19 protein-coding genes are annotated in these 21367 nt (G+C 73.2%); 12 read left to right on the top strand and 7 right to left on the bottom strand.

All coding sequences use genetic code 11. From position 1 onward, the window contains the following. Positions 1-275 precede the first annotated feature (275 nt). Positions 276-1427 (top strand): macrolide family glycosyltransferase, encoded by a 1152-nt coding sequence (locus ACRWK8_RS26100; RefSeq protein ID WP_431873154.1) that lies wholly within the window; start codon positions 276-278, stop codon positions 1425-1427. Positions 1428-1554: 127 nt separating this feature from the next. Then, entirely contained in the window at positions 1555-2097 is a 543-nt protein-coding gene (locus ACRWK8_RS26095) for an AAA family ATPase (RefSeq protein ID WP_378739032.1), read from the top strand. A 230-nt stretch (positions 2098-2327) separates the two neighbouring features. On the opposite strand, the gene ACRWK8_RS26090 is transcribed toward ACRWK8_RS26095, so the two are convergent. Further along, positions 2328-2525: a helix-hairpin-helix domain-containing protein gene (locus ACRWK8_RS26090; protein ID WP_378739030.1), complete on the bottom strand. Its 198-nt coding sequence runs from the start codon at positions 2523-2525 to the stop codon at positions 2328-2330. 210 nt (positions 2526-2735) lie between these two features. Between ACRWK8_RS26090 and ACRWK8_RS26085 the strand changes: the two genes are divergently transcribed. The 8 genes from ACRWK8_RS26085 (at position 2736) to ACRWK8_RS26050 (ending at position 12727) form a co-directional block, all read left to right on the top strand. Then, positions 2736-3989: a hypothetical protein gene (locus ACRWK8_RS26085; RefSeq protein ID WP_431873153.1), complete on the top strand. Its 1254-nt coding sequence runs from the start codon at positions 2736-2738 to the stop codon at positions 3987-3989. Further along, positions 3990-6467, top strand: coding sequence for a serine/threonine-protein kinase (locus tag ACRWK8_RS26080; RefSeq protein WP_378739026.1), 2478 nt, complete (start codon positions 3990-3992; stop codon positions 6465-6467). Between the two features lie 17 nt (positions 6468-6484). Continuing rightward, on the top strand, positions 6485-7798 hold the full coding sequence (locus tag ACRWK8_RS26075) for a PP2C family protein-serine/threonine phosphatase (RefSeq protein WP_378739024.1): 1314 nt from the start codon (positions 6485-6487) through the stop codon (positions 7796-7798). Then, entirely contained in the window at positions 7782-9131 is a 1350-nt protein-coding gene (locus ACRWK8_RS26070) for a vWA domain-containing protein (protein WP_431873152.1), read from the top strand. Before ACRWK8_RS26075 ends, ACRWK8_RS26070 begins: the two co-directional genes overlap by 17 nt. Positions 9132-9139: 8 nt before the next feature. Then, entirely contained in the window at positions 9140-9829 is a 690-nt protein-coding gene (locus ACRWK8_RS26065; protein ID WP_431873151.1) for an FHA domain-containing protein, read from the top strand. Positions 9830-9838: 9 nt separating this feature from the next. Further along, positions 9839-11401, top strand: coding sequence for a GlnX family signal transduction membrane protein (locus ACRWK8_RS26060; RefSeq protein ID WP_431873150.1), 1563 nt, complete (start codon positions 9839-9841; stop codon positions 11399-11401). Between the two features lie 59 nt (positions 11402-11460). Next, entirely contained in the window at positions 11461-12330 is an 870-nt protein-coding gene (locus tag ACRWK8_RS26055; protein ID WP_378739016.1) for a glutamate ABC transporter substrate-binding protein, read from the top strand. 97 nt (positions 12331-12427) lie between these two features. Next, the gene (locus tag ACRWK8_RS26050) at positions 12428-12727 is read left to right on the top strand and encodes a DUF6221 family protein (RefSeq protein ID WP_378739013.1); all 300 of its coding nucleotides are present in this window, start codon (positions 12428-12430) and stop codon (positions 12725-12727) included. A gap of 4 nt (positions 12728-12731) precedes the next feature. On the opposite strand, the gene ACRWK8_RS26045 is transcribed toward ACRWK8_RS26050, so the two are convergent. The 3 genes from ACRWK8_RS26045 to idi all read right to left on the bottom strand — a co-directional run bounded on the left by ACRWK8_RS26045 (position 12732) and on the right by idi (position 14948). Then, on the bottom strand, positions 12732-13421 hold the full coding sequence (locus tag ACRWK8_RS26045) for an HAD family hydrolase (RefSeq protein WP_431873149.1): 690 nt from the start codon (positions 13419-13421) through the stop codon (positions 12732-12734). 56 nt (positions 13422-13477) lie between these two features. Next, the gene (locus tag ACRWK8_RS26040) at positions 13478-14317 is read right to left on the bottom strand and encodes a type II secretion system protein GspK (protein ID WP_378739009.1); all 840 of its coding nucleotides are present in this window, start codon (positions 14315-14317) and stop codon (positions 13478-13480) included. Positions 14318-14396: 79 nt separating this feature from the next. After that, on the bottom strand, positions 14397-14948 hold the full coding sequence (idi, locus tag ACRWK8_RS26035) for an isopentenyl-diphosphate Delta-isomerase (RefSeq protein WP_352388374.1): 552 nt from the start codon (positions 14946-14948) through the stop codon (positions 14397-14399). A 176-nt stretch (positions 14949-15124) separates the two neighbouring features. On the opposite strand from idi, the gene ACRWK8_RS26030 reads away from it, so the two are divergent. Next, positions 15125-16624: an SDR family NAD(P)-dependent oxidoreductase gene (locus ACRWK8_RS26030; protein ID WP_378739006.1), complete on the top strand. Its 1500-nt coding sequence runs from the start codon at positions 15125-15127 to the stop codon at positions 16622-16624. Positions 16625-16642: 18 nt separating this feature from the next. Here ACRWK8_RS26030 and ACRWK8_RS26025 read toward each other — a convergent pair whose 3' ends face one another. From ACRWK8_RS26025 to ACRWK8_RS26015, 3 genes are all read right to left on the bottom strand, one after another. Next, a complete protein-coding gene (locus ACRWK8_RS26025; RefSeq protein ID WP_378739004.1) occupies positions 16643-17656 on the bottom strand; it encodes a zinc-binding dehydrogenase in 1014 nt (337 codons plus the stop codon). Positions 17657-17792: 136 nt separating this feature from the next. Then, complete coding sequence (locus ACRWK8_RS26020; protein WP_378739001.1) at positions 17793-18467, bottom strand: response regulator; 675 nt, start codon at positions 18465-18467, stop codon at positions 17793-17795. Beyond that, positions 18464-19687, bottom strand: a complete 1224-nt coding sequence (locus ACRWK8_RS26015) for a sensor histidine kinase (protein WP_378738998.1) — start codon at positions 19685-19687, stop codon at positions 18464-18466. Before ACRWK8_RS26015 ends, ACRWK8_RS26020 begins: the two co-directional genes overlap by 4 nt. 182 nt (positions 19688-19869) lie before the next feature. Here ACRWK8_RS26015 and ACRWK8_RS26010 point away from each other — a divergent pair, with 182 nt between their 5' ends. Then, positions 19870-21267, top strand: a complete 1398-nt coding sequence (locus ACRWK8_RS26010; RefSeq protein WP_378738996.1) for a DUF418 domain-containing protein — start codon at positions 19870-19872, stop codon at positions 21265-21267. The last annotated feature ends 100 nt before the right edge of the window (positions 21268-21367 follow it).

The following is a 21367-nucleotide window of genomic DNA, read 5'->3' as shown; positions in this document are numbered from 1 at the left end:
CCCCCCCCCCCCCCCCCCCCCCCCCCCCCCCCCCCCCCCCCCCCCCCCCTCCTTCCGCCATGCCGGGAGCTCCCGGTGCTCCGCCAGCGCCGCGCGAAAACCGCTGGACGCCCGGGGAGGACTGCCCTAACCTGGCCCGCATGTACTTCCAGCAGATCTACGGCTAGGACCGGGCGTCCCCGACGCTCCGCGCCGCCCTCTGGGACCGGCGCCCCTCACCCCTACCCGTAGACGACCCCTGGAGAAGTACCTTGACCCGCCGCCTTCACATCGCCATGGTCGGCGTGCCCGCCGTGAGCCACGTCCTGCCCAGCCTGGAGATCATCCGGGAACTGGTCGTCCGGGGCCACCGCGTCACCTACGCCAACGACCCCGTGGACGGACTCGGTGAGCTGATCGCCTCGACCGGTGCCGAACTCGTCCGCTTCACCACCACGCTGCCCACCGGGGACGAGGAGTGGCCGGAGGATCCCGTCGAGGGGATGGACACCTTCCTGGACGACGCGATCAACGCGCTGCCGGTCCTGCGGGACGCCTACGACCACGACCGGCCCGACCTGTTCCTGTACGACATCGGCGGGTACGCCGCCCGGGTCCTGGGCATCGCCTGGGACATCCCCTCCGTGCAGCTCTCCCCGACCTACGTGGCCTGGGCCGACCACGGGGACACCGTGATGGAGTGGTTGCGCGGGCTGCCCGGAGCGGCCGATCACTTCGCGAAGTTCGACGCCTGGCTGGCCGAGAACGGCGTCACGGGGCTGGACCACGCGACCTTCGCCGGGGCCCCGGACCGGGCCCTGGCCCTGATTCCGCGCGAGATGCAGCCCTTCGCGGACACCGTCGCGGACACGGTCACCTTCGTGGGGCCGTGCCTGGGGGCCCGCGAGGACCAGGGTGCCTGGCGGCGGCCGGAGGGGGCCGCCAGGGTGCTGCTGGTGTCCATGGGTTCGGCCCTGACCCGGTTGCCCGACTTCTACCGCGCGTGCGTCCGGGCCTTCGGTGACCTGCCCGGCTGGCACGTGGTGCTCCAGGTCGGCCGGTTCGTCTCGGCCGAGGAGCTGGGGGAGGTGCCCGCCAACGTCGAGGTGCACCCCTGGGTGCCGCAGCTGGACGTCCTCCGCCAGGCGGACGCCTTCGTCACCCACGCGGGGATGGGCGGCTCCAGCGAGGGCCTGTACACGGCGACGCCGATGATCGCGGTGCCCCAGGCGACCGACGGCTTCGACAACGCCGACCGTCTCCAGGCGGCCGGGGTCGCCCGCAGGATCGACTCCGCCGACGCCACCCCCGAGGCGCTGCGCGCGGCCCTGCTGGACCTCACGTCGGACCCGGAGGTGGCCGCGCGCCTGGCCGCGATCAGTGCCCGGCTCCGGAACGGTGGTACCTCGTACGCAGCCGACCTCGTCGAGGCCGAGGCCACCGCGTAGCCTCCGGCCCCACCCCTCCGTCACGGCGGTGCGCCACGTCCCTCGGGACCGGCGCACCGCCGTGTCGTTCCACTCCGTCCACCCCGCGGCCGCTCCTCACCGGCCGCGCTCATCAGGAGGAACCACCATGGACCACCTCGTCGTCGTCACCGGCGGCCCGGGCTCGGGCAAGACGACGCTGATCGACCACCTGGCCGGGCTCGGCCACCGGCGCACGGTCGAGGCGGGCCGCGCGATCATCCGCGACCAGCGGGAGATCGACGGCCCCGGCCTGGCCTGGCGGGACGACACCCTCTTCGCCGAGCTCATGCTGGCGTGGGAGATGCGCTCGCACCGTGAGGCCGCCGGGCACGACGGGCTGGTCCTGTGCGACCGGGGCGTGCCCGACCTGGTCGGCTACCACCGTCTGCGCGGACTGCCGGTCCCCGACCACCTGTGGGAGGCCACCCGCAGGTTCCGCTACCGCCGCACGGTGTTCGTCGCGCCGCCCTGGCCGGAGATCTTCTCCGGTGACGCCGAGCGGCACCAGTCCTCCGAGGAGGCCGAACGGACCTTCGAGGCGATGTGCGCCGCCTACCCCGACTGCGGATACGAACTGGTCACCCTCCCCCGCGTCCCCGTCGTCGACCGGGCCCGGTTCCTCCTCGACCACCTGGATCCACACGCCTAGGCCGTGTTTTGTGGATGCTTTCGCCGGTGGCGGCGGAGCCGCCATCGATGCGAGCGGCCGCCAGGCCATCTCTCGCAAGACGATGAGTGAAGCTGCCCCTACTGTGCGCTGCTACGCAAGCTCCGCAGCTTCGCACAGCGGGGCCCGCCCGGGGTTGGCTGTCCGAGCTTCGTCGGCGCGGCGAGAGGCAGCCTGGCAACGCGAGCGCGGAATGATCCACAAAACTCGGCCTAAGGCTCCAGGGACATGCCCCGGGCGTTCAGGAGATCGCTCAGGATGTCGGTCCCGGTGGGGCCCATGCCGTGCAGCCGCAGCAGGTCGGTCTCGCTCACGCCGTCCAACTGCTCCAGACGCGTGTACCCGGCCCGGTTCAGGGCCCTGCGGGCCGGGGCACCGATACCGGGGAACTCTTCCTCTGTTCTGTCCATGCCCCTGTCGTACCCACGGCACGGGATGCCTGAGATGACATGTCTGTTGCTTTTGTGGCCGCTCGTGGCCGTAAACCCCGGAGTCCCTTGTGGTTCCGGGTGGGCGCGGCCACACTCTTGTCCTAGACCAGAGGAGAAGACGGGGCGGCTCACGGACCGCTGGAGGTGAATCGACGGGTGGGGTGGGACGCGGAGCCGGGTGCGACGCCGATGAGTTGGGAGGTGCTCGACCACGCTCTCAACGGCGTGCGGGGTGACGCGGACCGCATCAGGATCCGTCTCGCCGACCTGGAGCAGCACGTGGGGTACCAGCTGCTCAGGGACGCCGACCTCGTGGGTGGGACCCGTGAGCGGTGGGAGCGCGCCGACGTCCGCCTCCGTCGGCTGTGGACGGTGCACGACGCGTTCGCGCTCGTGGTGGAGCGCGCGATCCACGTCCGCGAGCGCGGTGGCGAGGATCCGCAGAACGAGCTGGCCTTCCTGCTCCGGGGCGCGTCCGTCACCCTGCCGCTGGAGGCGGGCTCCCCGGGCGACCGCGGTCTGCTCGACCCCGACGTCGAACGGCTCACCACGGCCGACGCCGTCGCGCGGATGGCCTCCGACTACGAGGCCGCCACGGAGGTCGTCTCGGCGGTGGAGACCGCCTGGGACGTCCTGCACCCCCGGCTCGCGGAGCTCGAGACCATGTGGCAGGAGGTCTGTACCCTCTCCGACCAGGTGGAGCTGGACGAGGACGAGCACGAGGAGCTGCGCGAACAGCTCGTCCGGGTGGGGGAGACCGTCCGCCGGGACCCGCTGTCCCTGGTCGTCGGCACGCGCGTGGACACCTCGTCGCTGGGCCGCCTGCGGGGTCTCCTGGTCCGCACCCGGGGCGAGCTCCGCGACGCGCTGAGGATGCGCGACTCCTACACCCAGAGCGTCGCCCACCTGGTCTCGGCCATCGACGACGTCGAACAGGTCCTGCGCCACGCCCGTGGACTGCGCGCGAGGGTCGTCGCCAAGATCTCCGCTCCCGCGGCCCCCGACGTCCCCGACCCGGTCCCGGGGCTGCGCGCCGACCTCACGGAGATGGACGTCCTGCGTTCCCGAGGCGACTGGCGGGAACTCGGCACCCGGCTGGGCCGGGTCCAGCACGCGGTGCACCAGGCCAGCGACGCCGCCCACGCGTGCGAGGAGGACCTGTCGGAGCTCTTCGCGCGCCGGGCCGAGCTCCGCGGCCTCCTGGACTCGTACCGCGCCCGCGCGGTCCGCCTCGGCCTGGCCGAGCACGAACGTCTCGCCGGGCTCCACGGCCGCGCGCACGAAGAGCTGTGGAAGGCCCCCTGTGACCTGGGGGAGGCCGCCAGGGCCCTCAACGCCTACCAGCGGTCGCTCGGCGAACTCGCGGGAAGCGAACCCCCGGAGGGCGGAACCACACCCGGCGTCGGAGCGTCTGACGCCGAGACCGATGGTGGTGTGACCTAGATGACGATGTGCACTTCCCCCGACTGCGAGGGCCGGATCGAGGACGGCTTCTGCGTGGTGTGCGGCCTGGCTCCCGTGGACGTACGTGCGTCCTCCTCGCCCGACCCATCGGCGCCGCGCCAGCCGGTGGGCGTCGCGCGGGGCCCCGCCGTCCGGACCCCGGACCCCCGGGACGAGCGGACCCAGCCCTCCTTCGGGGCGCCCCACCGCGCGCCCGGCCCGCGGCGGCGCTCGGGTGGCTCCCGCGCGTCGTCCGGTCCCACCTCCGGACCCACGTCCGGGGCCTCCTCCTCAGGAGGTTCCTCACGGGGCTCCGGCAGCGACACCGTGCACTCCCACCCGATCGGCTCGGGTGACATCCGCCTGTCCGGGCGGTCCGGGCCGTCCGGCTCCGGAACCCTCGGCACGTCCGCCGCCGAGGCCGACGGCTCCGGCCGTGGTGCCCGGCGCGGCATGCTCGGCGCCGGTCTGATCCGGGTCCCCCTGGTCCCGACGCACGACCCCTCCGAGGCGATCATGACCAACCCGGTCGTGTCGGAGAAGAACCGGTTCTGCGGCAACTGCTCCGAGAGGGTCGGCCGGTCGCGCGGCGAGCAGCCGGGCCGCACCGAGGGGTTCTGCCGCCAGTGCGGCACCCACTTCTCCTTCACTCCCAAGCTGGTCGCGGGTGACGTGGTGGGCGGCCAGTACCGGGTGGTCGGCTGTCTGGCCCACGGCGGCCTCGGCTGGATCTACCTGGCCCGGGACCTCAACGTCAACAACCGCTGGGTGGTCCTCAAGGGCCTGCTCAACGCCGGTGACGCCGAGGCGCACAAGGCGGCCGCGGCGGAGCGCGCGTTCCTCTCCGAGGTCGAGCACCCCAACATCGTCAAGATCATCAACTTCTCGCAGCATCCGGACCCGCGCACCGGCATCCCCGGCGGCCACATCGTCATGGAGTACGTGGGCGGCAAGTCCCTGCGGCAGCTGCTCGTCGAACGCCGGGAGAACGGATCCGCCGACGAGGTCCTCCCCCTGGGGCAGGTGATCGCCTACGGCCTGGAGTGTCTGCGCGCCCTCGGCTACCTGCACTCCAGAGGCCTGCTCTACTGCGACTTCAAGCCGGACAACGTCATCCAGAGCGAGGAGCTGATCAAGCTCATCGACCTCGGCGGCGTCCGGCGCATGGACGACACACTCAGCCCCGTCTACACGACCCCCGGCTACCGGGTGCCCGAGGACGAGCTGCGCGGACCGGGCCCCACGGTGAGCGCCGACCTCTACTCGGTCGGCCGGGCCCTGGCCGTGCTCAGCTTCCAGTTCGGATTCATGCGGCAGCACCCGCACAGCATCCCGGCGCGGCACGAGGTGCCCCTCCTCCAGCGGTACGAGTCCTACGACCGCTTCCTGCGCCGGGCCACCAGCATCGACCCGGAGGCACGCTTCCACGACGCCGGGGACATGGCCGAACAGCTCACCGGTGTGCTCCGCGAGGTCCTGTCCGACGTCGAGGGCGCCCCGCACCCGGCGGCCTCGGTGCTCTTCGGCGGCGAGAGCTTCACCCTCGTCTCGGGTGTGGGGAGGCACGACGCCGACCGCATGCTGAGCCCGCCGCCGCCCGGCGAGTCCGCCAGGCTGCTGCCCGCCCCGCTCATCGACCAGGCCGACCCGGCCGCACAGCTCCTGGGCAGCCTCGAGGGCATGTCCCCGGCCGAACTCATCCCGACCCTGCGGGCCGCCCGAGCCCCGAGCCCCGAGACACTGCTGAGGCTGGTCCGGGCCCTGATCACGGTCGGCCAGTACCACGAGGCCCTGGACACGCTCCAGCAGTTCGGCACGGCGGCCCCCGGCGACTGGCGGACCATGTGGTACCTCGCCGTCACCGAGCTGAGCATGGGCGGTTTCGAGGGGGCCCGTGGCCACTTCGACGAGCTCTACGACCACCTCCCCGGGGAGGTGGCGCCCAAACTCGGCCTGGCGCTGGCCTGTGAGCAGACCGGGGACCTGGAGACCGCCGCCCGTCAGTACTCCACGGTGTGGTCCACCGACCACTCGTACGTGAGCGCCGCCTTCGGGCTGGCCAGGGTCAGGCTGGCCCAGGGCGACCGGGCCGCCGCCATCCGGGTCCTGGACGCCGTGCCCGAGCTGTCCAGTCTGTACGTGCACGCGCAGACCGCGCTGATCGCCACCCTCGCGACCGGGGCCACCGACGGCGCCGACCACGTGCGCGCCGGGGAACGGCTCGACCGGATCGGGCTGGACAGCGAGTCCGCCGACCGGCTCGCCGCCCGGGTCCTCGAAGCCGCGCTGGGCTGGCTGCGCGCGGGCGGCGGGGACACGGGCGACCGACGGCTCCTCGGCGGGGACTTCACCGAGGAGGGCGTCCGCGCCAACCTGGAGCGGCGGTACCGGGCCCTGGCCCACCGCTCCGGTCGGCTGGCGGAACGCTACGAGCTGATCGACAGGGCGAACTCCCTCCGCCCCGTGACACTGCTGTGAGAAGTGAAGGAACGGCGATGACCGAGGTACGGACCTGCCCTGCCTGCGCCGAGACGGTGTCGGAGGGCGACCTCTACTGCGAGGGCTGCGGGCGTACCCTCCCGGCCGACGTGCGCTCCGGAGCGGGGGCGGGCCGCACACCCGACCGCGTCCCCACGGCGCCCCAGGCGAGCATGTCCGGGACCTTTCGTAGGGAGGTCTCCCCGGAGGACGAGACGGTGACGCTCGAGCGCCCCGGGCTGGTCCCGTCGGAGGGCGCGCCGACGGCACCCCAGGTGAGCCTGCACGGCTCCGTCCCCGAACCCCCCGACTCCCGGACCACCCAGCCGGTGGTGCGGGCCTCGGTGCCCGCCGCACCGACGCCACCGCCGAGCGCGGTCCCCGCCTGGCCGCCGCCCACGGAGGGGACCCGACCGGTCGCCGTGGACGACCCCGGCCTGTGCGTGTGGTGCCCCGGACACGTGGTGGACGGGTACTGCGGGAGGTGCGGCTTCCTCCAGCCCACCGGCCGGGACCACGTCGAGGTGCGTGCCCGGCGGGCCTTCGGGGTCAGTGACCGGGGCCTGCGGCACAGACGCAACGAGGACGCGATGGCGATCCGGGTCGTCGAGGACGACGCTCCGCACGCCGCGGGGACCGTCGTGGCCGTGGTCTGTGACGGGGTCTCCAGCTCACCCCGCTCCGACGAGGCCTCCCGGGTCACCGCGGAGACGGGCGCGACCGTGCTCGTCGAACGCGTACGCCGGGGAGCCGACCCGCGCGAGGCCACCGCCACGGCGATGACCCGCGCCGCCGAGGCGGTGGCCGCGATCGCCGAATCGCCCAGCTCCGCGCCGGCCTGCACCTTCGTGTCGGCCGTGCTGGACCCGCGCACCGGAGCGGTCACGCTCGGCTGGGTCGGTGACAGCCGCGCCTACTGGATCTCCGGCGGGCCCGCCTCCAGTGCCTCCGCCCTGCTCACCCGGGACGACTCGTGGAGCGAGGCGATGGTGCAGATGGGTGCCCTCTCCCGCGAGGAGGCGATGCGCTCGGCCAACGCCCACGCGCTCATCGCCTGGATGGGAGCGGACTCCGGGGAGATCGACGCGCACGTCTCGACGGTCACCCCGACCGGCCCCGGCGCGATCCTGCTGTGCAGCGACGGCCTGTGGAACTACTACCCGGAGGCCCGGGACCTGGCCGAGGCGGTGCCGGGGGCGTCGAGCGCGCCCGGGGAGGCGGCCCGCTCCTACGTCGGCCTCGCGCTGGAGGCCGGAGGCAAGGACAACATCACCGTCGTCGTCATCCCCGTGCCCGCCGACCAGGGGGGTCCCCGTGCCGAACGCGTCTGAACGCTCCGCCGGGCCCGGGTTCCGCGTCGAGGTCGACCAGAACCCGTACCTGCCGCTGGGCGGCACCGAGGTGCACGCCGTCGTGAGCGTGACTTCGGACGGCCCGGTGGGGGCGGGGTCGTCCGTGCCGGCCTCGGAGGTGATCATCGTCGACACCTCCGGCTCGATGTACGGCGAGAAGATCCACGCGGCCAAGCGGGCGGCGCGCGCGGCCGTCGAGACCCTGCGCGACGGGGTCCGCTTCGCCGTGGTCGCCGGGCACCGCGAGGCCGAGATGATCTACCCCGACGGCGTCCACCTGGCGGAGGCGGACGCCTCGACCAGGGCGGAGGCCCTGGCGGCCGTGGGACGGCTGCGCGCGGACGGCGGAACGCGGATGGGCGCGTGGCTGCTCAGGGCCGCGGAGCTCTTCGACACCGCCGGCGGGGGCATCAGGCACGCCATCCTGCTCACCGACGGCCAGAACAACGAGGTGCCCGACGTCTTCGACCGGGTCCTCCAGCGGGTCGCGGGCAGCTTCGTCTGCGACTGCCGTGGTGTCGGCACCGACTGGAAGGTGGAGGAGCTGCGCCGCATCGACGCCGCCCTCCTCGGTGGCGGCCCCGGCATCGTGGCCGACCCCGCCGACCTGGAGGCCGACTTCCGGGCGATGGCCCAGGCCTCCATGGGCAAGGCGGTGGCCGACGTGGCGCTGCGCCTGTGGACCCCGCCGAACGCCGTGGTGCGCTACGTGAAACAGGTCGCGCCCACCGTCCAGGACCTCACCCACCGCGCGGTGGAGCGGGTCACCCGTGCCGGGGACTACCCCACCGGCTCCTGGGGGACGGAGAGCCGCGACTACCACGTGTGCGTGGAGGTGCCGCCGGGCGACCCCGGCCGCCAGCTGCGCGCGGGCTGGGTCCGGGTGGTGCTGCCCGGTGAGGGCGGCGCCCAGGAGCAGGTCCTCGCCTCCGGGAACATCCTCGCCGAGTGGACGTCGGACGAGGCCAGGGTCACCGGGATCAACCCCCGGGTGGCCCACTACACCGGCCAGGTCGAACTGGCCCAGGCGATCCAGGACGGGCTGGACGCCCGTCGCGAGGGGGACGACGCGACCGCCACCACCAGGCTGGGCCGTGCTGTCGCTCTCGCACACGAGTCGGGGAACGAGGAGACCGCGAGGCTCCTCGACCGCGTGGTCGACGTCGTCGACGCGGCCACCGGGACGGTCCGGCTCAGGACCAGTGTCGACAAGGTCGACGAGATGACCCTCGACACCAACTCGACCCGGACCGTTCGGACCCGACCCGACCCGGGCGGACCGGGACCCGGCGGCGCCCCCGGACCCGGGTAGGAGGGACCATGCCGCGTTGCCCATCGGGGCACCACACCACGGCCGACGACTTCTGCGACACCTGCGGACTACGCTTCCGGACACCGTCCGTACCGACCCCCGCCCACCCCCCGACCCCGCCCGTACCCCTCCGGACACCCCCCAGGCCCCGACCGGCGACCAGGGGAGGCCCCTGCCCGCAGTGCGGCACCTCCCGGGCGGGCCGCTTCTGTGAGGAGTGCGGCTACGACTTCGCCTCCCAGTCCGGGAGCCACCACCGGCGCGGCTCCACACGCGACGGCGCGGTCCCGGGCTCGCGCTGGCGTGCCGTGGTCGCGGCCGATCCCGCCTACTACCAGTACATGGTCAACCAGGGCCTGCTCGACCCGAACCGGATCGTCTTCCCCGCGGGGGGAAGACCGCGCCGGGTGAGTCTCCAGGGCGACCGCGTGCACGTCGGACGGCACAGCAGGTCGAGGGGGTTCACCCCGGAGATCGACCTCGGCGGGCCCGGGGGAGACCCCGCGATCTCGCACATCCACGCGATCCTGCTGGCCCGCCCCGGTGACACCTGGTCGCTCCTCGACCCCGGGTCGACCAACGGGACCACCATCAACGGGACGGCCAACCCCATCCCCCACCACGTGGAGGTCCCCCTGAATGACAGCGACCGGATCTACGTCGGCGCATGGACCGTCATCATCATCCAGAAGGGGTGAACCCCGTTGATGCCCCCCGAATCCGAGCACGACCCCACGCCCGCACCGGCCCCCGGACGACGGACCCGGGCCTGGTGGCCGCGCGTGCGCGTGTCGGCGCGGACCACCCCAGCCCGGGTGTGGGCCTTGACGTTGCTGTGCGTGGTCACCGTCGCCGGTCTGTTCGGCTCCGCGTCTGTGACCCTCAACCAGGCCCGTGAGGGCCTGGCCGTCCTGGGCGACGGTGCCGGACAACAGGCCCTGAACACCACGGGCCTCTACCTGAACCTGGCCGCCATGGACGCCAGCGTGGCGGACATGCTGCTCATGGGCACGGACCGCGACCTCGGTTCCGGGCGCGAGGCCGCACAGCGTCGTTACGACCTCAACCGGGAGAGGGCCGACGAGGTCCTCCTGGAGGTGGTCTCCCTGACAGGGGGCGAGGACCCGCGTGAGGGGGCCGTCGAGGAGCACACGGGCGACGACGCGGGCGAGGGAGCCGCTGACAACGGGCAGAGGAACGTCCACGCGCTCCTCAGCAACCTCGGCGCCTACCACCAGGAGGCCGAGCGGGCGCTCCAGGCCAACGACGCCGCGGGGGCCCCGCCGGGCGAGGTGGATCCCGAAGCGCTCGCGGCGTACCGGGACGCCACCCGGCTGATGCACACCGAACTGTTGCCCAAGGCCTTCAACCTGGGGCTGGAGTCGTCGGCGATCGTGCGCGAGAGCCACGAGGAGGGTCGGCTGACGGTGACGTCCGGGCGCGCGTGGGTCGGCGCCGCCGGTGCGGTGACGGTGGGGTCGCTCCTGGCCCTCCAGCTCTACCTGCGGGTGCGCTTCCGTCGCCGGTTCAACGTCGCCCTGCTGGTGGCGACGGCCGGTGCGGCGATGCTGACCACCGGGGTCGTTCTGGCACTGGGGGGCAGCGAGGGGCATGAGGTGGCCGCCAAGGAGGACGGGTTGGACCCGGCCATGGCGCTCTCCCGGGCCGGGGCGATCGCCACCGACATGCAGGCCGACCAGAGCCGGTACCTGATCGACGACGAGAGGGCCGACACCTACCAACAGGTGTACCTGGAACGGGCCCAGCAGGTGCTGTTCCGCAACGTCCGCACGTTGCCGAACTACTACGAGGCGGTCGGGGAGATCCCGGGCGCCTATCCGGCGCTGCCCGGGCCTCGCGGGTCCGACAAGGACGATCCGGAGGGAGACCCCGGCACCCTCGGTTATCTGGGGAGGAACGCCCAGGAGGCGCTGTTGGAGGGCGAAGAGGACTCCCTCGGGAGGGTGCTCACCACCTTCGTCGCGGTCCAGGAGGCGGACGAGCGCATGCGCGCCGCCGCGGCCGAAGGCGACGCGGCGGGGGCCATCGGTATCCGCATGGAGGTGGCGGACACCGAGGACGGCCTGTTCCGCCAGCACGAGGACGCCCTGGACACCCTGGCCGAGACGCACAGGAACGAGTACGAGGAGGGCATTCGCAAGGGCCAGGCGCTCCTGTCCCCGTGGACCTGGGGGCTTCCCCTCGGCACTCTGGCGCTGTTCGCCCTGGTCGTGGCGGGGGTCCGACCCCGATTGGCGGAGTACCGGTGAGCCCGGCGGGCGCGGGACCGTCCGTGCGCGAGGAAGCCCCCCGAGAGAGGAACGGGACCATGTGGTTGCGAGGAGGCCGGGGCAGGGCCGTGGCGGCTCTGTCCGGCGTGGCGATCCTGGCGCTGACCGCCTGCTCGGCGGCGGGGGGAGGGGAGCCGACCGTGGAGTCCCTGCTCGACAAGGAGTCGGTCACGATCGGGGTCAAGGCCGACCAGCCCGGGGTGGGGTTGGAGGGCGAGAGCGGGGAGTTCCAGGGGTTCGACGTGGACGTGGCGAACCACATCGCCGAGGAACTGGGGATCAGCGACGTCGACTTCGTGCCCATCACCTCCGACGTGCGTGAGAAGAGACTGAGGGAGGGGCAGGTGGACATGGTCGTGGCGACCTACTCCATCACCCCCGCGCGCGGTACCCAGGTGACCTTCGCGGGCCCCTACTACGTGGCCAAACAGGACATCCTTGTGCGGAAGGGGGACCAGAGCGTGCGGGGGGTGGCCGATCTGGAGGGAAAGGTGATCTGTCAGGGAGACGGTTCCAACTCCGCGATCCGGGTCCAGGAGGAGTTCGACGTCGCTGTGGAGAAGGTCAAGAAGCCGAGGACCTACAGCGACTGCGTCGACCAGCTCAGGGACGGCGAGATCGACGCGGTGTCCACGGACGACCTGATCCTCGCCGGGTTCCTGGACGAGGACCCCGACGCGTTCCAGTTCGTGAACAGCCCGTTCACCGAGGAGAGGTACGGGGTGGGCCTGCCCAAGGGCGACGTGGCGGGCTGCGAGGCCGTGAACAGGGCGATCGACGGGATGTTCCAGAGCGGAGCGGCCGAGGCGAGCCTGGACAAGTGGTTCGGCGACACCGACCTGGACCTGGTCATGTCCGTGCCCCAGTTCGAGGGCTGCGACAAGGAGGGCGGCCGCCCGGAGGAGTGACGGGTGGGGAGGATCGTGCCGAGTGGCCCGAAGGGGGACGTTTGCCGGATACTGAACCCCGTACGGGACTTTGGGGGCAGAGAAGAGGAGTGGTCCGTTGACCATCGTCGAGTTCCTGAACGCGCGCCTGGACGAGGACGAACGCGCGTCCAGGGCCGTTCCCGTGGGCTCACGCGGCCGCGAACGGGCGCTGGCCGAGGTCGCGGCCAAACGCGGGATCGTCCGGGGCTACACCGAGGCGCACGACGCGAGCATGCGTATCGTCGACCCCTCCGCCCCGGTGCCGAACGTCGGCGGTGACCCCTGGTCCGAGCTGCTGGCCTGGCGGCTCGCGGTGAAGTACCTGGCCTCCGTGTACCGGGGCCACCCCGCGTACGACCGGAGCTGGGAGGAGTGACCGCCTAGGCGGGCTCGGGGAGGTCGAGGAGCCGTTCCACGGTCTGGAGCAGGTCCCGTCCCTCGACGTCGGGGCGGGGGAAGACGGACGGGAAGCGCCCCTCCAGGTGGGCCGTCCACCCAGTCACGAGTCCGGCCCGGCGGCCCCCCGCCGCGTCCCAGCCGTGCGCCGTGACCAGTCCCAGCCGCTCCGGGGGCACCTCCAGTTCCCGGGCGGCCGCGAGGTAGGGCTCGCGGGCCGGTTTCCACGCCGACGTGCCCCCGACCCCGGCGAGTGGTTCCAGCGCGAGCCCGGAGCGTTCGAGCAGCGGGCGGAGCCGTCCGTCGTCGCCGTGGCCGAGCACCGCCGTCCGGACGCCCCGTTCGTGGGCGGCCGAGAGCGCCGTCGCAGCCTCGGGCCGGGGGTCGAGGCGGCCGAGCCCGTCGATGATCACGTCCTCGGCGGCCGGGGCGATCTGGTGTCCGGTGATGTCCCTCAGGGAGCCCCGCGCCACGTCCTCGAAGGTCCGCTCGCCACCCAGCAGGGACAGCGCGAACGCGTCCCTCAGAAGGTGGTCGCACCAGCGGGTCATGAGCACCCGGGGGATGCCCGCCTCGCGGAAGCGCCACTCCAGCGGTCCGAGGGGGAAGAGGGTGTCGAGGGCGTCGAGGACGAGGGCGGCGGGGCGGACGGGGGCGTGCGCGTGAGGGGGCATGCGGTGCGCTCCATCTCGGAGGGGGCTGGCGATGCGTACCTACCCCGCCGCCGGGCTCAGAAGACGGCGTAACCGGAGATCTCGTCCTCCAGGTGGGGTGGCAGCTGGGCGCGGATCAGCGCGTCCGGCAACGAGACGAACGGGGCGGATTCCCGCGCGGCCACCAGGGCGTCGGCGTGCTCGGAAGTGAGGCCCGGCAGTCCGGCGATCGCCTCGGCGGGCGCGCGGTTGAGGTCGACGAGCCCCCCGTCGTCGTAGCCGGTGCGCAGGTCGGGTCGGCCGATCCCCAGTTCACGCGCCAGGGCGGGGTCGTCCACGAGCAGGGCGCGGGCCTCCTCGCGGCGCAGCGCGCGGTCGGCGGCCATCGCGCGGAGTTCCGCGTTGCCCTGGTGCGCGCGGCTCCCGGACGCGGAGGCGGGGGCCGGGCCGTTGGACGCGGGCCCGTCCGGTTCGCCGCGCAGTCTCCGGTTGCGCTTGGAGTTCAGGTTGTAGACGTCGTGGAACAGGTAGGCCGTGGCGGAGAGGGTGTAGACGACGAGGACGCCCAGGCTGACGTTCTCCAGGAGGCTGTCCTCCGCGCTGCCGCCGAAGACGAACAGGAGGGGCAGGCAGACCACCGCGAGGATTCCCGCCACGGCGGACCTGTGGCGGATCGCGACGTAGCCGAAGGCGAACACGCTGAGTCCGCCGCAGGAGAGCAGGTTCGTGAGGAGGAAGCCGATCCCGCCGGGCCTGATGTCGCTCGCGGGCTTCGCGGGCGGCTGCGGCGGAGGCGGTCCGGGCGGTGCGTGGTGCGGCGGATACGGAGGCAGACGTCGCTCTCCGTGATCGCCGTGGTTCTGTCGGGGGTCGTAGCCACCAGGGGACCACCCGGGGCCAGGGGATGTGTTCGACATCGTCCCAGCTTATGTCGTTCCTCCCCCGCCGCGATGTGCAGGGGTTTCGTGAAGGAACGCGGAGTACCTCCGCCGAGGGTCAGTGGGCGGCGTTGAGCTGCGGAATCTGCTCCGCCGCCCACGGGCTGATCACCCAGGGTGTGCGGTCGGCCAGCGTGACCACGTCCGGCCAGGCCGCCCAGGTGAACTCCGCGACCTCGTTCGCGTCGGGGGCGGGAGTGTCCTCGGTCCGGGCCCAGAAGACCGGACAGAACTCGTTCTCCACGATCCCCTCGGCCGACACCGCGCGGTACCGGAAGTCCGGGAGCGCCTCGGTGACCTCCGTCAGCTCGATCCCCAGTTCCTGGCGGACCCTGCGGCGCACCGCCTCCTCCATGGACTCCCCGGGGGCGGGATGGCCGCAGCACGCGTTGGTCCACACGCCGGGCCAGGTGGTCTTGCCGAGGGCGCGGCGAGTGAGCAGCACCCGACCCTCCGGGTCCCGTACGTAGCAGGAGAAGGCCAGGTGGAGCGGGGTGTCCTCGGTGTGGACGACGGCCTTGTCGGCCACACCCACCGGCTCGTGGGCCTCGTCCAGCAGGACCACGAACTCGCGCTCCGCGCCGTCCTCGGCGGGCGTCTGCTGGCTCACGGATCTCCCCCTGCCCGTGGAGCCGCCGGCTCCACGCGTCGATTCCCAGTGCTGACTCACCTCCCATGGTCGCCGCTCCCCGGACCCCTTCGCACCCGACCGTCCGGTCCCGGAGTGCGCATAGGGTTCCTGATGGCCCGGCAGGAGGCCACCAGGATCAGCGGCGGGATGCAGTGGTGACGGAAACGGTGACGCGGACCACGGTCGACGGGATCGACCCGGACAGGCTTCGGGTGTGCCTGGAGGTGTTGGCGGAGGCGGAGGGCCTGCCCGCCGACCACGACGACTCCATGGCCCTCCAACGGGGCACCGCACGACTGTTCAAGGCGCTGAAGGAGCGGCGGCGCAGGGAGCGCAACGCCGCCCGCAGGGCCCACGACGAGGCCGTCTTCGCCGCCACCGCCACGGCCGCCCCCGACCGGATCGACGACGAGACCAACGGGCGCGCGCTGACCAGCCGCGCCCTGGCCGCCGGTGAGGACGGCGCGGCGGAGCCCGGGCGACAGCTCGCCGGGGTGCTGCGCAAGGCCCGCCCCTGTTACGTGTGCAAGCAGAAGTACGAGGAGGTCGACGCCTTCTACCACCAGCTCTGTCCGGAGTGCGCCGTCTTCAACAGGCAGCGCCGCGAGGCCCGCACCGACCTGACCGGGCGGCGGGCCCTGCTCACCGGGGGCCGCGCCAAGATCGGCATGTACATCGCGCTGCGGCTCCTGCGCGACGGCGCCCACACCACCGTCACCACGCGCTTCCCCAACGACGCCGTGCGCCGCTTCGCCGCGATGCCCGACAGCGACCAGTGGCTGCACCGGCTGCGGGTGGTCGGCATCGACCTGCGCGACCCCGGCCAGGTGGTGCGGCTGGCCGACTCGGTGGCCGAACAGGGGCCGCTGGACATCCTCATCAACAACGCCGCGCAGACCGTGCGCCGCTCACCGGGCTCCTACGCCCCGCTGATCGCCGCCGAGGCCCAGCCGCTGACCGGGGAGGGCCTGCCGGAACCCCTGGTGCTCGGCGGGGTCCGCCCCCGTGAGCTGGAGGGCGCCACCGAGTCCGAGGTGGCCGAGGTTCCACCGCACACGCTGACCCCGGAGATGCTCACGTCCCTGGCGCTGACCACCGGAGCGGCGCACCCGGACCGGGCGCACCAGGCCGGGGCGATCGACGCGGGCGGCCTCGTGCCGGACCTGGCACCGGTCAACAGCTGGACCCAGCGGATCGGCGGGGTCGACCCCGTGGAGATGCTGGAGGTGCAGCTGTGCAACGTGAGCGCGCCCTTCCTGCTGGTGGACCGGCTGCGCCCGGCGATGGCCGCCTCCTCCGCGCGGCGCGCGTACATCGTCAACGTGTCCGCGATGGAGGGCGTGTTCGGTCGCGGGTACAAGGGCCCCGGCCACCCGCACACCAACATGGCCAAGGCCTCGCTGAACATGCTCACCCGGACCAGCGCCAAGGAGATGCTGGAGACCGACGGCATCCTCATGACCAGTGTGGACACCGGGTGGATCACCGACGAGCGGCCGCACCCGGACCGCGTGCGGATCGCCGCCGAAGGGTTCCACGCGCCCCTCGACCTGGAGGACGGCGCGGCCCGCGTGTACGACCCCATCGTGCGGGGGGAGCTCGGGGAGGACCTGCACGGCTGCTTCCTCAAGGACTACCGGCCCTCGAACTGGTAGCCGACCGCCCCGGGGGCCTCAGGGCGTGAGGACCAGGCGGACCGGTGCGCCGGTCCGCCTCTCCAGCCGGTCGACCGCCTGGGGCGCCTCCTCCAGGGGGAACGTCCCGCTGACGGAGCGGCTGAACTCCAGGCGGCCCGCCCGGACCAGGTCCACCAACTGCACCACGTGTTCCGGTTCCGACCCGTAGTGGCCGAGGACCTGCTGACGCAGGTAGCTGAACCGGGTGCCGTCGCGCACCTCCAACGGCTTGTCGGTCAGCCCGACCAGCACCAGGCGCCCGTGCTCACCGAGGACCTGGACGGCCTGCTCGCGCACGATCGGCACGCCCGCGAAGTCGAAGGCGACGTCCAGTCCCCGCCCGTGGGTGAGCTGGCCGATCCGGGTGAGGAAGTCCGGTGTCGTGGAGTCCAGGGCCACGTCCGCCCCGTAGTCCAGCGCGCGGGCACGCGCCCGCTCGTCGGGGTCGGCGGCGATGATCGGGGCGGCGCCCACCATGCGCAGGAGCTGGACCGCGTGCGCGCCCAGCCCGCCCACCCCCCACACGGCCACGGCCTCCGCCGGGCGCACGTCGCCGGTGGCGGTCACGGCGGCCCAGGGCGTGGAGACGGCGTCGGGGATGATCGCGGCCTGCTCGAAGGGCAGTCCGTCCGGGATGGGCACCAGGGTGGACTCGCTGGCCAGCGCGTACTCGGCCCACCCACCGTCGTAGTCCACGCCCCGGGTGAGCAACCGGCCGTGCCGGTCGTGCTCTCCGGCCTGGAGCGCCACCCGGTCCCCGACCCCGACGTCGAACACCTCCGGGCCCAGCTCCTCGACCACCCCGGCCACCTCGTGTCCCAGGGTGACGGTGTCGCCCCGGAGGTGGAGGGGGGTCAGGGAGCCGTCGACGAGGTGGGCGTCGGACAGGCACACACCCGCCGCCCGGACCCGGACGAGGACCTGGCCGGGGCCCGGCGCGGGGCGGGGGACGTCGGTGACCGTGAGGGTCCGGTCGGTGATGTTCAGCCGGGCCGCGCGCATGGTGGCCATAGGTCGTTCCTCGCAGTCGTGTCGCAGGTGCCCATTTCCTCACCGATCATCACGGTTGGTGTGGGTGTGCCCGCGGGGGCGACACGGACCTCACGGGTCAGAACCCGCTCACTTTTTCGTCAAGCGGGCGGGGCCCTCAGTCCATCAGCCCGCTGCGGTACGCCCAGGCGGCGACCTCCACCCGGTTGCGGGCGCCGAGCTTCTCCTGGACGCGGGCCAGGTGCGTCTTGACCGTGCTCACCGTGACGTGCAGCTCCGCCGCGACCTCGGTGTTGGTGAGGCCCCGCGCGACGGTGCGCACGATGTCCAGCTCGCGCGCGGTCAACCCGCCCTCGGTGTGGTCCCTCCGGGGCGCCCGGGCCGTCGAGAAGTGCTGGAGCAGGCGCACGGTGATCTGCGGTGAGACCATGGCGTCGCCCCGCGCAGCGGCCCGCACGGCCTCGATCAGGAGCGCCGGGCCCGCGTCCTTGAGCAGGAACCCCACCGCGCCTCCGGTCAGCGCGGCGTGCACGTACTCGTCGAGGTCGAAGGTGGTCACCACGACCACCCGGAGCGGGTCGGCCACGCCCGGACCGGCCAGCCGACGGGTGGCCTCCAGCCCGTCGATCCCCGGCATCCGGATGTCCATGAGCACCACGTCCGGGCGCAGCTCCTCAGCGAGCCGGACCGCCGTCAGCCCGTCACCGGCCTCCCCGACCACCGTGATCCCGTCCTCGGCGTCGAGCATGTAGCGGAAACCCGTCCGGACCATCTGCTGGTCGTCGGCGAGCAGCACCCGAATCGTCGTCCCCGTCGTCGTCCCTGTCGTCAACCCCGGTCTTCCCCTCCGCGCTGGGCGGGGATGGTTCCCCGCACCGTCCAACCCTGCCCCACGCCGTCGGGTCCCGCGGTCAGGTCACCGCCGAGGAGGCGGGCGCGCTCGGCCATGCCCACCAGCCCGTGCCCGCCGCCCACGGGGATGCCCGCGCCCCGGCCGTCGTCCTGGACGCGCAGCTCCACCTCGCGCTCCTGGGCCGTCACGACCACGCTCACCCGGGTGGCGCCCCGGGCGTAGCGCAGCGCGTTGGTCACCGACTCCTGGGCGATCCGCAGCACCGCCGTGCCCACCTCCGGAGGCAGCTCCGCGACCGGCCCCGACACGTGCACGGCCACCTCGGGCCGCCCGGGCGCGGCCGGGGCGGCGAGCGCGTCCAGGCCCTCGGCGGGGCCGGGAGCCAGCGGGGCCTCGCCCGGGTCCCGCAGGCGGGTGACCATCCCCCGCATCGACTCCAGGGCCCGGGTGCCCGCCGCCTCGATCTCCGGCAGGGCCGCCCGCACCGCCCCCGGGTCGCGTTCCGCGATGTGCCGCAGGGCCTGGGTCTGCACCACGATCCCGGTGACCTCGTGGGCCACCACGTCGTGCAGGTCGCGGGCGATGGCCAGCCGCTCCGCCGCGCGGACCCGCTCCACGTCGGCGGTGCGCTCGGCCCGGCGCCAGCGCAGGTACAGGCCGGGGGCCAGCCCGGCCACGACCGCGAGCAACGGGGTGGACGGGCCGAGGTCGAAGGGCTCACGCAGGTAGTCGGAGTAGGTGGCGCCGAAGGTCATGAGCACGGCCACGGCGATCTGCCAGCCCCGGCAGCGGTACGCGGCCAGGCCCAGGAGCACGAGCATCCCCACGCCCTCGGACATGGTGATCGGGTAGCCGAAGATTCCCTTGGGCAGCGGCCAGAGCAGCACCGACACGACCGTCACGGCCGTGGGCCCGGCCACTGCGGCGGCCAGGGTCGCGAGGGGGCCGGCCGAGGGCCGCGCGACCAGGGCGACGAGGAGCACGCACAGCGCCCCGGAGACGCAGCCCGCGAAGTCCATCGCGGAGGAGGGCGGGCCGGGCCAGTCCGGGTGGGTGGAGATATCCGCCGCCATCCGCACGTCGATGGCCCACAGCAGGAGCGTCCCCGCCGTCAGGGCGAACGCCACAAGATGGGGAAGCGCCCGCGACCGACCGTCAACGGTGGCGACGAGCCTGGTCAGAGCCGAGATGTGGAGCATGCCGACCAGGTTAGGCCGTGGTCCGGCGGCCGTGCATCGGTCAAAGGAACGACGCTCGGCGGGGGTGGGAGCGGGGAGGGGCCGAAAGGCTGACCCCGGGCCCGTCGGGGTTCGGCTCTTCGGTCGATGTGCGGCGACGGACCGCCGGGCGACGCTGGTTCCGTGACCCAGAGGAGGAACCAGTGACCATCGCATCGACCCCGGCCGGAGTCCCGGCCACCGCACCGCCGCCAGGGGGGACGCCCACGGGCGTTCCCGGACGCCGGATGCCGCTCCTGGACGTGACCCGCGCGCTGGCGATGATCGGCGTGGTGGCGATGAACGTGACCGTCGTCGTCTTCCCCGCCGAGCGCGCCGGGGTGATCGAGCAGAGCACGCTCGCCTCGGTCGTCGACGGGGCGTTGGGCCTGTTGATGTCCGGCAAGGCCCGCGCGCTGCTCATGGTGCTGCTGGGCGTCGGCGCCGTCCTGGCGTGGCGGGCCGCGACCCGGCGCGGGGGACGCCCGATGAGCGTCATGGTGCGGCGCTACGTGTTCCTGGGACTGCTCTTCGGGGTGCCCCACCTGCTGGTGTTCTCCGGCGACATCCTCGTCCACTACTCGCTGGCCGCGCTGTTGCTCGCTCCGCTGATGCCGTTCCTGCTGGCGGGGCGGGGGACTCGGCCGCTGTGGTTCGCGGTGGCGCTGTTCGTCACCGCCCCGGTCATCGAGTACGCCCTCGGCACGGTGATCCCGGGCCACGAAATGAGCATCCTGGTCACCCTCGTCCCGCAGACCCTCGGGTTCTTCTGCGTGGGCGTGTGGCTGGCCCGCAGGCCCGAGTTGGCCCCGGAGCACGAGGGCCAGCCCACCCGGCTCCCGGTGCGCATGGTGGGCGCGGGGCTGGTGGGGGAGCTGCTCGGTCTGCTGTTCCTGTTCGGCTCGGACCTGTTCTTCCCCATGGAGTTCGACGCCGACGGCGTCCCCGTGATGAACGCGGACGGCATGCCGGTGATCCACCCCGGCTCCGACATGATGACCTCCTTCGGGGCGGCCCTCAGTGGCCTGGGCGGCGCCCTGATCTACCTGGGCCTGGTGTGGTGGCTGGTCGCGCGTGGTCGGACGGCGGGGCGCGCCCTGGGCGCCCTGGCCCCGCTGGGGCGGATGACGCTCACCGTCTACCTGGGCAGCACCACTGTGTTCCTGCTGACCATGAAGCCGTTCGAGGGCGAGATCCCGCTCCTGGCGCAGTACGGGGTCGCCGCCGTCTACTTCGTGGTGATGGCCCTGTTCGCCCGCTGGTGGCTGGGGCGCTTCAGGCTGGGGCCGGTGGAGTGGATCTGGCGCAGCCTGACCTACCTGCGTCCCATGCCGATGCGCCGTGCTCCGGAGGCGGTCACCGCCTCCTCCCCGGTCGCCGACCCGCAGGACGCGCGCCACGGCGGGACCGTGCCCGAGTCACCCGGCCCCACGGAGACCGTTCCGGGCGCCACCCGGCCCACGGACTCCCGCTCCGGAGCCCCTGACGCCACCGGAGTCCGCGACGCCGCCGGAATCGGAGCCCGCGACGCCACGGACCCGGGCGGGGCCTCCTCCCCCTGACCGGGAGCCGGGAGGCGGCCCGGGGCGGGGCGTCCGTTCGCGGGGGCGGTGCCCTCACTTCGACGGGCCCGGGGGGGGGGGGGGGGGGGGGGGGGGGGGG

This window comes from Nocardiopsis eucommiae, assembly GCF_965344335.1.
Taxonomy (GTDB): Bacteria; Actinomycetota; Actinomycetes; order Streptosporangiales; family Streptosporangiaceae; genus Nocardiopsis; species Nocardiopsis eucommiae.
The sequence above is the reverse complement of the archived record's forward strand: the minus strand, read 5'-3'. Positions and strand labels throughout refer to the sequence as shown.

Excerpts from the sequence above, each read along its gene's own strand:
- ACRWK8_RS26085 (WP_431873153.1), top strand. The coding sequence starts at position 2,736 with ATGAGTTGGGAGGTGCTCGACCACGCTCTCAACGGCGTGCGGGGTGAC.
- ACRWK8_RS26095 (WP_378739032.1), top strand. The coding sequence starts at position 1,555 with ATGGACCACCTCGTCGTCGTCACCGGCGGCCCGGGCTCGGGCAAGACG.
- ACRWK8_RS26090 (WP_378739030.1), bottom strand. The coding sequence starts at position 2,525 with ATGGACAGAACAGAGGAAGAGTTCCCCGGTATCGGTGCCCCGGCCCGC.
- ACRWK8_RS26015 (WP_378738998.1), bottom strand. The coding sequence starts at position 19,687 with ATGCTCCACATCTCGGCTCTGACCAGGCTCGTCGCCACCGTTGACGGT.
- ACRWK8_RS26080 (WP_378739026.1), top strand. The coding sequence starts at position 3,990 with ATGACGATGTGCACTTCCCCCGACTGCGAGGGCCGGATCGAGGACGGC.
- ACRWK8_RS26060 (WP_431873150.1), top strand. The coding sequence starts at position 9,839 with ATGCCCCCCGAATCCGAGCACGACCCCACGCCCGCACCGGCCCCCGGA.
- ACRWK8_RS26055 (WP_378739016.1), top strand. The coding sequence starts at position 11,461 with ATGTGGTTGCGAGGAGGCCGGGGCAGGGCCGTGGCGGCTCTGTCCGGC.
- ACRWK8_RS26045 (WP_431873149.1), bottom strand. The coding sequence starts at position 13,421 with ATGCCCCCTCACGCGCACGCCCCCGTCCGCCCCGCCGCCCTCGTCCTC.
- ACRWK8_RS26100 (WP_431873154.1), top strand. The coding sequence starts at position 276 with ATGGTCGGCGTGCCCGCCGTGAGCCACGTCCTGCCCAGCCTGGAGATC.
- ACRWK8_RS26065 (WP_431873151.1), top strand. The coding sequence starts at position 9,140 with ATGCCGCGTTGCCCATCGGGGCACCACACCACGGCCGACGACTTCTGC.
- ACRWK8_RS26075 (WP_378739024.1), top strand. The coding sequence starts at position 6,485 with ATGACCGAGGTACGGACCTGCCCTGCCTGCGCCGAGACGGTGTCGGAG.
- ACRWK8_RS26040 (WP_378739009.1), bottom strand. The coding sequence starts at position 14,317 with ATGTCGAACACATCCCCTGGCCCCGGGTGGTCCCCTGGTGGCTACGAC.
- ACRWK8_RS26025 (WP_378739004.1), bottom strand. The coding sequence starts at position 17,656 with ATGGCCACCATGCGCGCGGCCCGGCTGAACATCACCGACCGGACCCTC.